This window comes from Pseudomonas sp. GW823-FHT04A03 (assembly GCF_058796615.1).
This window is the reverse complement of record NZ_JBXAIV010000008.1, coordinates 23,209-35,136: the sequence shown is the minus strand read 5'-3', so window position 1 is coordinate 35,136 and position 11,928 is coordinate 23,209. Positions and strand designations below refer to the sequence as shown.

The 11,928-nt window shown below is 62.2% G+C and carries 13 protein-coding genes; 10 read left to right on the top strand and 3 right to left on the bottom strand.

Annotated elements, in window-relative coordinates:
* The first annotated feature begins 172 nt into the window (after nucleotides 1-172).
* The 5 genes from AC1Q9F_RS19870 to AC1Q9F_RS19850 all read left to right on the top strand — a co-directional run bounded on the left by AC1Q9F_RS19870 (nucleotide 173) and on the right by AC1Q9F_RS19850 (nucleotide 5,489).
* Nucleotides 173-1,384 (top strand): MFS transporter, encoded by a 1,212-nt coding sequence (locus AC1Q9F_RS19870; RefSeq protein ID WP_207984095.1) that lies wholly within the window; start codon nucleotides 173-175, stop codon nucleotides 1,382-1,384.
* Between the two features lie 103 nt (nucleotides 1,385-1,487).
* Entirely contained in the window at nucleotides 1,488-2,414 is a 927-nt protein-coding gene (locus AC1Q9F_RS19865; protein ID WP_492620796.1) for a DUF72 domain-containing protein, read from the top strand.
* A complete protein-coding gene (locus tag AC1Q9F_RS19860; protein ID WP_492620797.1) occupies nucleotides 2,411-3,208 on the top strand; it encodes an endonuclease/exonuclease/phosphatase family protein in 798 nt (265 codons plus the stop codon). Before AC1Q9F_RS19865 ends, AC1Q9F_RS19860 begins: the two co-directional genes overlap by 4 nt.
* Nucleotides 3,205-4,491, top strand: coding sequence for a cardiolipin synthase ClsB (gene clsB / locus AC1Q9F_RS19855; RefSeq protein WP_007955611.1), 1,287 nt, complete (start codon nucleotides 3,205-3,207; stop codon nucleotides 4,489-4,491). Before AC1Q9F_RS19860 ends, clsB begins: the two co-directional genes overlap by 4 nt.
* Entirely contained in the window at nucleotides 4,488-5,489 is a 1,002-nt protein-coding gene (locus AC1Q9F_RS19850; protein WP_007955613.1) for a lysylphosphatidylglycerol synthase domain-containing protein, read from the top strand. The genes clsB and AC1Q9F_RS19850 overlap by 4 nt, the downstream gene beginning before the upstream one ends.
* On the opposite strand, the gene AC1Q9F_RS19845 is transcribed toward AC1Q9F_RS19850, so the two are convergent.
* The 3 genes from AC1Q9F_RS19845 to AC1Q9F_RS19835 all read right to left on the bottom strand — a co-directional run bounded on the left by AC1Q9F_RS19845 (nucleotide 5,477) and on the right by AC1Q9F_RS19835 (nucleotide 8,505).
* Complete coding sequence (locus AC1Q9F_RS19845; RefSeq protein WP_007955615.1) at nucleotides 5,477-6,235, bottom strand: alpha/beta hydrolase family protein; 759 nt, start codon at nucleotides 6,233-6,235, stop codon at nucleotides 5,477-5,479. The genes AC1Q9F_RS19850 and AC1Q9F_RS19845 overlap by 13 nt on opposite strands.
* A complete protein-coding gene (locus AC1Q9F_RS19840; protein WP_492620798.1) occupies nucleotides 6,225-7,331 on the bottom strand; it encodes a DUF3182 family protein in 1,107 nt (368 codons plus the stop codon). Before AC1Q9F_RS19840 ends, AC1Q9F_RS19845 begins: the two co-directional genes overlap by 11 nt.
* 178 nt (nucleotides 7,332-7,509) lie before the next feature.
* Complete coding sequence (locus tag AC1Q9F_RS19835) at nucleotides 7,510-8,505, bottom strand: GlxA family transcriptional regulator (protein ID WP_492620799.1); 996 nt, start codon at nucleotides 8,503-8,505, stop codon at nucleotides 7,510-7,512.
* A gap of 101 nt (nucleotides 8,506-8,606) precedes the next feature.
* Here AC1Q9F_RS19835 and AC1Q9F_RS19830 point away from each other — a divergent pair, with 101 nt between their 5' ends.
* The 5 genes from AC1Q9F_RS19830 to AC1Q9F_RS19810 all read left to right on the top strand — a co-directional run bounded on the left by AC1Q9F_RS19830 (nucleotide 8,607) and on the right by AC1Q9F_RS19810 (nucleotide 11,911).
* Nucleotides 8,607-9,161, top strand: a complete 555-nt coding sequence (locus AC1Q9F_RS19830) for a cysteine hydrolase family protein (protein ID WP_007955623.1) — start codon at nucleotides 8,607-8,609, stop codon at nucleotides 9,159-9,161.
* 153 nt (nucleotides 9,162-9,314) lie between these two features.
* Nucleotides 9,315-9,983, top strand: coding sequence for a YjfI family protein (locus AC1Q9F_RS19825; RefSeq protein ID WP_007955624.1), 669 nt, complete (start codon nucleotides 9,315-9,317; stop codon nucleotides 9,981-9,983).
* A gap of 17 nt (nucleotides 9,984-10,000) precedes the next feature.
* The gene (locus AC1Q9F_RS19820; RefSeq protein ID WP_103385518.1) at nucleotides 10,001-10,699 is read left to right on the top strand and encodes a PspA/IM30 family protein; all 699 of its coding nucleotides are present in this window, start codon (nucleotides 10,001-10,003) and stop codon (nucleotides 10,697-10,699) included.
* Nucleotides 10,700-10,821: 122 nt separating this feature from the next.
* Entirely contained in the window at nucleotides 10,822-11,472 is a 651-nt protein-coding gene (locus AC1Q9F_RS19815) for a DUF2491 family protein (RefSeq protein WP_207984100.1), read from the top strand.
* A 13-nt stretch (nucleotides 11,473-11,485) separates the two neighbouring features.
* Entirely contained in the window at nucleotides 11,486-11,911 is a 426-nt protein-coding gene (locus tag AC1Q9F_RS19810; RefSeq protein ID WP_207984101.1) for a DUF350 domain-containing protein, read from the top strand.
* The last annotated feature ends 17 nt before the right edge of the window (nucleotides 11,912-11,928 follow it).

Here is an 11,928-nt window from a genome sequence, read left to right as displayed (position 1 = left end):
TTGAACCTGTAAGGAACTGATCGGTTTTGGCTTGGCAAAGTTCAAGAACGCCTAGAGAGCCGCTTTTTGATCTTTGCGCCCAGATCAAATATCAAATGCCCATCCCTGTATTTTTCCACCCCCACCAAACCCCGACACTGCGCTCCATTCAATCCCCCACCGGAGTGCCGTCATGCCCATTGCCCTGCTCGCGCTGACCCTCAGCGCTTTCGCCATCGGGACGACCGAGTTCGTCATCGTTGGCCTGCTTCCCACCATCGGCGCCGATCTCGGTGTCAGCCTGCCGTCCGCCGGTCTGCTGGTCAGTCTGTATGCCCTGGGCGTAGCCATCGGTGCGCCGGTGCTGACCGCCCTCACCGGCAAAGTCCCGCGCAAACTGTTGCTGCTGTCGCTGATGGTGCTTTTCACCCTCGGCAACCTGCTGGCCTGGCTGGCGCCGAGTTATGAATCACTGGTGCTGGCGAGGATCGTCACCGGCCTGGCCCACGGTGTGTTCTTCTCCATCGGCTCGACCATCGCCACCAGCCTGGTGCCCAAGGAAAAAGCCGCCAGTGCCATTGCGATCATGTTCACCGGCCTGACCGTGGCACTTGTCACTGGCGTGCCGCTGGGCACGTTCATCGGTCAGCATTTCGGCTGGCGTGAAACCTTCCTCGCGGTGTCGGCACTCGGCGTGATCGCGTTCATCGGCAGCCTGCTTTACGTGCCGAACAACATTGCCCACAGCAAACCGGCTTCGCTGTTGCAGCAATTGCAGGTGCTCAAGCAACCGCGTCTGCTGCTGGTGTACGCCATGACGGCCATCGGTTACGGCGGCTCGTTCATTGCCTTCACGTTCCTGGCACCGATCCTTCAGGACATCTCCGGCTTCAGCGCCGGCACCGTCAGCCTGGTGTTGCTGGTGTACGGCGTGTCGGTGGCCGTCGGCAACATCTGGGGCGGCAAACTGGCGGACAAACGCGGGCCGATCAGCGCGCTGAAAATCATCTTCGCCCTGCTCGCCGCCGTGCTGTTCGTGCTCACCTTCACCGCTGGCAACCCATGGCTGGCGCTGGCCACCGTGCTGGTCTGGGGCGCAGTCGCCTTCGGCAACGTGCCGGGCTTGCAGGTGTATGTGGTGCGTCAGGCTGAACATCACACACCGCACGCCGTGGACGTCGCATCGGGCCTGAACATCGCCGCGTTCAACCTCGGGATTGCCGGTGGCGCATGGGGTGGCGGCTTGATCGTCGAACACATCGGCCTGATTCACACTGCATGGATCGGCGGACTGGTGGTGCTGGTGGCGCTGGCCCTGACGGCATGGAGCGGTCGCCTCGATCGCCTGGGCCCGGTGTACGCCGAACCCGCCGAAGGCTCCGCCCGAATCGTCACCGGGCACTGATCCGGCGCAGCCCGACCGTCCGTAATCCCGTCGAAACTTTCCCGAACCGCCCGCAGTCATCCACAGACAGAGGCCGTACGGGGACTTTCGACGGGAGGGCGGCATGGCAACGATTCATATCGGTATTTCAGGCTGGCGTTACGCCCCGTGGCGCGGGGACTTTTACCCGAGGGGGCTGGCGCAGAAACGCGAATTGCAGTTCGCCTCACGGGCGGTCAACAGCATCGAAATCAACGGATCGTTCTACGCCCTGCAACGGCCCGAACGCTATGCCCAGTGGTATGCCGAAACGCCGGATGACTTCGTGTTCAGCATCAAGGCGCCCCGCTTCATCACCCACATCCGCCGCCTGCGCGATATCGAAAAACCCCTGGCCAATTTCTTCGCCTCCGGGGTGCTGGAGCTGAAGGAAAAATTCGGTCCGGTCCTCTGGCAATTCCCGCCCAACTTCACGTTCGACCCCGAGCGTTTCGAAGCCTTTCTCGATCAGTTGCCCCACGACACCCAGGCCGCCGCCGACCTCGCCCGCCAGCACGACTCACACCTGCACGGCCACGCGAGCATGAAGGCCTACGGTAAAAAACCGCTGCGCCATGCCGTGGAAATCCGCAACGACAGTTTCATCGACCCCGACTTCGTGCGCTTGCTCAAACGCTACAACACCGCGCTGGTGATCGCCGACACCGCCGGGAAATGGCCGTACCGCGAAGACCTGACCAGCGATTTCGTCTACCTGCGCCTGCACGGTGCCGAAGAACTTTACGCCAGCGGCTACACCGGTGCCGCGCTACAACGCTGGGCCGAACGGATCGATGCCTGGCACCACGGCAGGCAACCGGGCGACGCCCATTTGATCGCGCCGCGCCTGAAGCCTCGTGCGCGCAAATCCCGCGAGGTTTTCTGCTACTTCGACAATGACATCAAGGTCCGCGCGCCTTTCGATGCCCGCAGCCTGTTGCAGCGTTTCGACCTGGATAAAAACCTCGAAACCATGCCCGGTGAACCGGCCGCCGAAGGGGTACTCGCATGAGCATTCCCGAGCCGCTCGGTTTCACCGACGAACAGACCACGGTCATCACCACGGAGCGCCGTTTCACCGTGCTGACGGTCAACACCCACAAGGGCTTCACCGCACTGAACCGACGTTTCATCCTGCCGGAATTGCGCGAAGCGGTGCGTAGCGTGTCCGCCGATGTGGTGTTTCTGCAGGAAGTCCACGGCACCCACGAGCATCATCCCAAACACTACGAAAACTGGCCGACGATGCCGCAGTACGAGTTTCTCGCCGACAGCCTCTGGCCGCAGTTCGCCTACGGACGCAACGCGGTGTACCCGGACGGCGATCACGGTAATGCCGTGTTGTCGAAATTCCAGATCGTGCGCCATGACAACCTCGACGTTTCGATCAGCGGCCACGAAAACCGCGGCCTGTTGCACTGCGTGCTGCGCCTGCCGGGAGACGACCGTGAAGTGCATGCGATCTGCGTCCATCTGGGCCTGCGCGAAAGCCATCGCAACGATCAACTGCGCCTGCTGCGTGAACGCCTTTCCGAGCTGCCCGGTGACGCGCCGGTGATCGTCGCCGGCGATTTCAATGACTGGCGCCAGCGCGCCGATGCCTTGCTTGAACCCTGTGGCCTGCGCGAAGTGTTTGCGGCGCATCACGGCAAACCGGCGCGCAGCTTCCCGGCGCGCATGCCGCTGCTGCGCCTGGACCGGATCTACGTGCGCAACCTCAAGGCCAGTCAGCCCAAAGTGCTGGCGAACCGTCCCTGGTCACACCTTTCCGACCACGCGCCGCTGTCGGTGGAGATAGAACTATGAGCAGTGCACCGTTGGAAAAATCCGCCGTGGAGCCAGTCAGCATCACCCCGCCCGTGCGCGAGCCGGGCACCGTCGATGTCGAATACCGCTGGCAGGGCAACAACCGGCTCGAGCTGCTGGAAAACGGCGAGGAATATTTTCCCCGGGTGTTCGAAGCGATGCGCGCGGCGAAAAGCGAAATCCTGCTGGAGACCTTCATCGTCTTCGAAGACAAGGTCGGCAAGGAACTGCAGGAGATTCTGATCGATGCCGCCCGGCGTGGCGTGCGCACCACCGTCAGCCTCGACGGCTTCGGTTGCGGCGAACTGAGCACCGGTTACCTCACCGCGCTGAGCGATGCCGGCGTACATCTGCAGATCTTCGATCCTGCCCCGAAACGCCTGGGCATTCGCACCAACTGGTTCCGACGCTTGCACCGCAAGATCGTGGTGGTCGACGGGCTGATTGCGTTCATCGGCGGGATCAATTTTTCCGGCGATCACCTGGCCGATTTCGGCCCCGAAGCGAAGCAGGATTATTCGGTGGAGGTTCAGGGCCCGGCCGTGGCCGACATCCATCATTTCGCCCTGCTGCAAAGCGGCCGACCGGGACGCGCAAGGTTCTGGTGGCAACGGCGCAGGCAGCGTCGTGCCGAGATGGCGTTCGATGATCACGACGGCCAGGTGCGGCTGGTGTTTCGAGATAACGACCGCCACAACACCGATATCGAAGACGTTTATTTGCAGGTACTGCGCCGCGCCCAACGACGGGTGGTGATCGCCAACGCCTACTTCTTTCCCGGCTATCGCCTGCTGCGCGAGATCCGCAACGCAGCCCGGCGCGGGGTCGAGGTGCGACTGATTCTGCAGGGGCAGCCGGACATGCTGGTGGCCAAACTCGCCGCGCGCATGACCTACGACTACCTGCTCAAGGCCGGGGTGCAGATTCATGAGTATTGCGAGCGGCCGCTGCACGGCAAAGTGGCGCTGGTGGACGAGGAATGGAGCACCGTCGGCTCGAGCAATCTTGATCCGCTGAGCCTGTCGCTGAACCTGGAAGCCAACGTGTTGATCCGCGACCGCGCCTTCAATCGCCACTTGTTCGAGCGCCTCGAAGACCTCAGTCACAACCACTGCAAGGCGATGGACGCCGCGAAGTCGCCGCGCGGGCGGATCTGGCACATGACCGTGGGCTTTCTGGTGTTTCACTTCCTGCGGCATTTCCCGGCGATGGCCGGCTGGCTGCCGGCGCACAAGCCACGGCTCAAACCCTTCACCCATGCCGCCGGGAGCGATCCGTCATGAGTCATTCCGAAGCCCACGCGGCGGTGCATCCGGCACCGGCGGGCAAGTCCCGCTGGAGCCGCTGGAAACGTCCGCTGACCCTGTTGTTCTTTCTGGCGCTGATCGTTTTGCTGACGATGTTCGCCAGCCGCATCGAATGGGCCGAGGTGCTGCAAACCCTTGCCGATTTCAAGGTGCGCACGCTGATCATCGCCTCCAGCCTGACCCTGCTGAGCTTTCTGGTGTACGCCAGTTTCGACCTGATCGGCCGCACTTACATCCGCCAGGATCTGACGTGGAAACAGATCCTGCCGGTGGGCGTCATCAGCTACGCGTTCAACCTCAATCTGAGCGCGTGGGTCGGCGGGATCGCCATGCGCTATCGGCTGTATTCGCGGCTCGGGGTGAGCAAAAGCAACATCGCCAAGATCCTCGGCCTGAGCCTGGCGACCAACTGGTTCGGCTACATGACCATCGCCGGCGTGGTGTTCAGCAGCGGGCTGGTGCGCATGCCGCCGGGCTGGAAAGTCAGCAGCGATGCGTTGCAGGGCATTGGTGTGTTGCTGCTGTTGGTGAGTGCCGGTTATCTGGTTGCCTGCCAGTTTTCCCGACGGCGCGAGTGGTCGATTCGCGGGGTGGAAATCAACCTGCCGTCGCTGCGCATGGCGGTCCTGCAATTGCTGCTCGGGGCACTGAACTGGTCGCTGATGGCGGCAGTGATTTTCACCTTGTTGCCGAGCAAGCTCGACTATCCGCTGGTGCTCGGGGTGCTGTTGATCAGCGCGATTGCCGGGGTCATCACTCACATTCCCGCCGGGCTCGGCGTGCTGGAAGCGGTGTTCGTGGCGCTGCTGCAACACGAGGCTTCGCGCGGCAGTCTGGTGGCGGGGTTGCTGGCGTACCGGGCGATCTATTTCCTGCTGCCGCTGCTGATTACCGTGCTGATGTACCTGGTGGTGGAAGCCAAGGCCAAGGCATTACGAATCGAGAAGAAGCCCAAATCTGATCAGCGCGACTGAATGATGCTCAACCGTTCGCCCACCACCATCTCGGTGATCCAGTCGACCAGGATCGAGGTGTAGGCCTGCTGCGAGGTCGGGTCGCTCAAGGCATGGTCGGCGCCGTCGATGATGCGGTGGGTCAGCGAGTGCGTCTGCTGGCACGCGGCGCGATAACTCATGATCGTCGCGTGGGGCACGTAGTCATCGGTTTCCGACTGCACCAGCAGCACGTCCCCGGTGAACTGCGAACAAGCGTGCAAGGCGCGGTTGCTGTCGGCGCGCACCAGCGTGCCGCGATAATCGCGCAGGTCGGCCTTGTCCAGATCGCGCTTGGGCGTGTGCCATTGCTCGTCCCGATACAGCGCCGGCACCCGCAGCGCCAGCCAGCGCACCGGGCGCAATGAAGTGAGGATCGAAGCGAGATAACCGCCATAACTGGTGCCCACCACCGCGATGGCCGAGGTGTCCAGCGCCGGATGGGCGAGCAGTCGGTCGTACGCAGCCAACAAGTCACGCAGGTTGTCTTCACGGGTGACCCGGCTCAGCGGAATGCCGGTACCGCCGGTGTGCCCGCGCAGGTCGAACGTCAGGCACACGCAGCCCAGGCCGGCAATGCCTTTGGCCCGTTCCAGATCCCGCTCCTGACTGCCGCCCCAGCCGTGCACGAACAACACGCCGGGGACTTTCGATTTGGGACTGAGGAATGTCCCGCTCATCTGTTCATCATCAATGTCGATTTGAATGCTTTCGCTTCTAGCCGTCATAGGATTTGACCGTTACGTATTTGAGGAGAAAGTCGCTGTTCTCGGCCGGCCCGCGATACACCTCGATGGCATCCGCCGGCAGGGCTTGATCGGTATAGGTTTCCACCGACGACACGCGGATCGCGCGCATCGAGGGATCGTTGACGAAACTTTGCAGCGCCGCCACTTCCGCGCTGCTGGCGCCGCCCATGCGCCAGGACTGTTCGAGCACGCCACTGCGCGGCCGGCCTTCGCTGTCCAGGCCCTGGGCGATGTCGTAATTGCGCCGCGAGGCATAGAAACGCGGATAGGCTTCGTCCGCCGCCCGGTCGAAGACCTGCGCCTGCTGGATCGCCAGACGCACGTCGTCGGGTAGATCCAGCGTCAGCAGATCCTCATAACCGCCCTGCACCACCAGCAGGTTCGAGCCGCCGTACACTTCCTCGCCGTGGGCATCTTTGGTCAAGTATTGATCACCGCAGTAACTCAGCACCCGATCGCCGATGAACGACTGACCAACGCTGTGGGTGACCACCTGACTCAAATCCTGCTCCAGCACCACGCCATCGCTGAACAGTTCTCCGGCCTCGGGTCGGGCGAGAATTTCGTCGAACGCATCGAGGCTCTTGATCACTTCCTGCCCACGCCCGGCACAGGCATGGATCGGCTTGATCCGGATCGGTCCGCTGTACAACAGATGTTCGGCGGCGGGCCGAGCATCCTCCAGCGCAAAGACGCTGAGCCCGTCCAGCACCACGGTGCGCACACGCTCGGAAAACAGCGGCGACCAGCCTTGCGGCGCATGAGCCTGATGGCTGCGCAAACCGTGGCTGATGGCTTTGGTGCAGATGAAATCGTACTCGACGAAACCACCCCACAAATCGTCCGGGCCGCTCACGCCCAGTTCGCGGGCCGTTGCGCCGACGAGAGTCTGGGTCGGCAGCAGATAAATATCCCGGCCGCGATGTTTTTCAGCGTCGTAACTGCCGCCGAACTTGAGGCCGAGGATCTGCGCCAGCCATCGCGCGAGGGCTTTGTTGGTCTGCACTTCATGTTGTGGCGCGCCGGGTCGAACCGAGTGGGCGACGACCACTTTCCTGCGGGATGTCGGGGTCATGCGTCCCCCTTCCAACGGCGGGTTGAATGTAGGTCAGAGGGTGCAGAGATCAGGCCAACCGGGGCTCGCCTGAAACGCCCTGAAAATCAGCCACTTGAAAAACCCGTGCTGGCACCGCGCCTGTTTCAATCTGCACGACTGCGCTGTGGGTTCCGGCATTTTGCACGACGGGTTGGCTTTACTTCACCACGGTCGGCGGCGGACTGACGCCGAATCGCGTGCGGTATTCACTCGGCGCCAGTCCGGTGATTTTCTTGAACGTCGCGCGAAAGGCTCCCGGATCCTGATAGCCCACCGTCCACGCAATGTGGTCGATGGTGCCGTTGGTGAACTCGAGCATTTCCCGGGCCTTGCCGACCCGCAGGTGCTGGCAGTATTCGGTGGGTTTCAGGCCGGTCGCCGCACGGAAACGGCGCAGGAAGGTACGTTCCTCAAGACCTGCGCGCTCGGCCATCGCCGTCAGCGAGACATCGGTCGCGCCGTTGCCTTGCAGCCAGTGTTGAACCTTGAGAATCGCCGCGTCGCCATGATTGAGGATCGGGGCGAAATTGCTGCCGCAGGCACTGGCGCTGTCGCTGTGTTCCACCACCAGGAATCGCGCGGTCGCGCTGGCGATGCTCGGCCCGAGCAGACGATCGACCAGCCGTAGCCCCAGTTCCGACCAGGCCATCAAACCGGCCGTGGTGATCAGGTCGCCGTCATCGACAATCGGTGTGTCGGCTTTGAGTTTAATGTGTGGATATCGCTCGGCGAACGCCTTGGCTGACGTCCAGTGCGTGGTGGCGCTGCGACCGTCGAGCAGACCGCTTTCGGCCAGCAACAGCGAACCGACACATACGCCGCCGAGGGTGGCGCCACGAGCGTGTTGCTCACGCAGCCAGTGGATCAGCCCGGCGGGCACCTGGGCTGCTGAAAAACCACCAATGGACGGCGGAATCACGACCGCAACCAGACCGGCTTCGGCGCCAGGGTCGCTGTCGTGGACCCGCACCGGCGATTGATCGTCCTCGACCTGCCAATGGCTGACCCGCAAGCGCGGCAACTGCGCACTCTGGTGCTCGGCAGCGACCCGGTTGGCCACCGCGAACAGGTCGGTCAACCCATGCACCGCCGCCAGCTGCGCGCCGGGATAGATCAGCACACCCAGTTCGACGACTGCCGGTTTCGCGTCCATTGTCAGTTTTCCCCTGTGTATTGTCGGTGCGGCCAATCCTCGAAAACGTGGTCGGCGCCAATACTGAGCCCACACCCAACGTTCACTTCGAGGACACACCCATGGCCAAGCAAGCGCTCATCGTAGTCGATATCCAGAACGACTACTTCCCCCAAGGCAAGTGGCCGCTGGCCGGTGCCGACGCCGCCGCCGACAACGCCGCCCGGCTGATCGCGGCGTTCCGCGAGGCCGGTGATTCGGTGGTGCACATCCGCCACGAATTCACCTCGCCCGAGGCACCATTTTTCACCCCGGGCTCCGAAGGCGCGAAGCTGCATCCGAAAGTGCTTAACCGCGCCGACGAGCCGGTGGTGCTCAAGCATTTCGTCAACTCATTCCGCGAAACCGAACTGCAATCGATCCTCGACGAACAAGGCATCAAGGAGCTGGTGGTGGTCGGCAGCATGAGCCACATGTGCGTCGACGGCATCACCCGCGCAGCGGCAGATTTGGGCTACACCGTCACGGTGATCCACGATGCCTGCGCCAGCCGCGATCTGGAATTCAACGGCCTGACCGTGCCGGCCGCCCACGTGCATGCGGCGTTCATGTCGGCGCTGGGGTTTGCCTACGCCAGCGTGGTGTCCACCGACGAGTTCCTCGCTGCCAGCCGCTGAGCCCTGCTCGGACACACCCGGAAAAACCTGCGCCCGCCTCGTTGCGGGCGTTTTTATATGTGTCATAAAAATCTCACGCGTGAGCCATTGATGGCACTTTGAATTGGTTGTAGTGTTGCTCACGCGTGAGATGTTCATAACGGAGTCATCGCCATGAAAAGCCGCTCCCCTGCCACTAAGTCAGAGAGCCCAAAGGGAGTGCGCTCGACACCGTCCGCGAAAAAGCCGTCGAGCTTCTATATGAAGCAGATGCGCGCGGGCCTGGCTGCCGCCGGTTATGTGAAACACGAAACTTGGGTGCTTCCGGAAAACCGAAGCTTGCTCAAGCAAATGGAGCAACAGCTACGCCAACCGATTCTGGCTGGCTCATTCATGTCGGAGAATTACATGAGCGCAGGCAACAACTGGAACATCGATAGCCTCTACAACGCTTTCAAGGCGCTGGACGAGGTGGCTTCGCAAGAGATCACGCTGTCTCTGATCCAGAGCTCCGAACCCAGCCTCAAGCTGGAAATGAACGAATTCGGCGGTCTGCCGATTCACATCGCCCTCGCCGGTCAGCAGATCATCGTCGACACCGTGCTGGTGGACATCGATTCGATCACCGACGTGCGCGCGTTCAACGACGCCGTGCTGCGTAGCCGGGAGATGTTCCCGCTGTCGTCGATCGGCATCGAGACCATGCCCAACGGCCAGACCGTCTACAACATGTTCGGCGCACTGAGTGCCGACTCGAGCCTGACCAACGTGGTCACCGAGGTGAAAACCCTGGTCGACAACGTGCAGCGCGCCAGCGAAGCCTTCGAACACTTCTTCAAGTAATCAACAGGGAATATCCAATGACTCAGTCCATCTGGAGCAAGTTGTTCACCGCGCTGCGCGGCGGCGCCAACGAAGTCGGCGAAGCGATCGCCGACCAACAGGCCCTGCGCATCCTCGACCAGGAAATCCGTGACGCTGACAGCGCGCTGTCCAACGCCCGTCGCGAACTGGTCACCATCATGGCCAAGCACAAACTCTCCGCCGACCGCGTGAGCGAGTACGAAGCCAAGATCAGGGACCTGGAAGCCAAGGCCGTTTCCGCCCTGAACGCCGGCCGCGAAGACCTGGCGCTGGAAGTGGCCGAAGCGATCTCGACCCTGACCAACGACCTGGGCGTCGAGAAGAAGCAGAGCGACGAGTTCGGCACCTACGCCGACAACATGCGCAAGGACATCAACAAGGCCGAAGCGCGGATCAAGAGCCTGCGCCAGCAAGTGGACATGGCCAAGGCCCGTGAAAGCGTGCAAAAGGCTCAGGTCAGTGCTTCGATCGCCAGCGGCGGCGCCAACGGCAAGCTGGAAACCGCTGTCGGCACTCTGAATCGTCTGCAAGCCAAGCAACAGCAACGCGCTGCCGAGCTGAGCGCTGCCGACGAGCTGGCCGATGCATCGACCGGCAATGATCTGGATCGCAAGCTGCGCGAAGCCGGCATCACGCCGAACGAAGGCAGCGCCAACGCCATCCTCGAGCGTCTGAAGCAGAAGTCCGCCCAGTAACGGCGGCGAAAAAAAGAAGGGCACCGGGTGCCCTTCTTTTTTGCCTGCTCGTTCGCCACGAGGCCGGTACACTAGCGGCGTTTTGCCAACGAATATCTCCACCCGCTTCAAGGAATGTACCCATGGGATGGTTCAAAGATTTGCTCGGCACCAGCAACTGGCAGTCGGCCGCGCCGGCGTCACAGTCTGCCGGCGGCCCGCTCGGACTGGCGCAGGGCAAGGCGATCCGCTTCGACACGACCCTCGGCCTGTTGCTCGACGGCAGCACCTCGGTGCGGGTTCCCGACGCCCAGGCCATCTGGAGCGCAGGCTGGATCGACCTCGGCCAGTCGAACAAACTGCATCGCTACTACCTGAACGATGAAGAATTCTGGGTACAGATCCATGTCACCGGCGACGATCAGATCGAATCGGTGACGCTGTTCAATTACGTCAGCTATGTGACGGTCAACAGTGACGCCGAACTGCAGCGCCTGGCCGGCCCGAACAGCCTGATCGGCCTGCCGACTTACCGCCACGAAGGTGTCGAATACACCCGTGAATGGGGCACCGAACGCGGCCAGACCGAACTGGTGCCGCTCACCGAACAGGTGATCAACCCCGACGAGTCCTACACCATCAATCATCACTCGATGCTCTACGCCCGCGAAACCGGCCTGACCGATCGCCGTGAGCTCTTGCTGTTCTCCGTCGAACAGGACGAAGAAGGCACCGTCAGCCTGAGCACCTCGCTGGGCATCTCGCTGTACACCACTGATTTGAGCACCATCTAAAAGGAAGTTTTCCATGCTGGAAGCGTTGTCCATTTCCCTGAACAAAGCCGCACTGGTCGGTTTCGTCGCCTACCTGATCGGCGCCGTGCTGCTGTTCATGCTGTTTCAGTTCGTCTACACCCGCGTCACGCCGCACAAGGAATTCGAGCTGATCCGTTCCGGCAACGTCGCCGCCGCCATTGCCCTGTCCGGCGCAATCATCGGTTTCGCGATTCCGGCCAGCAACGTGATCGCTCATTCGATCAACGTTCTCGACTTTGTCCTCTGGGCGGTGATCGCGGCCGGGGTGCAATTGCTGGCCTTTCTGGCGACCGGGCTGGTACTCAAGGGCACGTCCCAGCGCATCGCCAACGGTGAAATCGCCGCGGGCATCTATGTGGCGGCGGTGGCGATCAGCGTCGGCATGCTCAACGCCGCGTGCATGACCCCGTCCTACTGATCGGCAGGAAGCCTGAG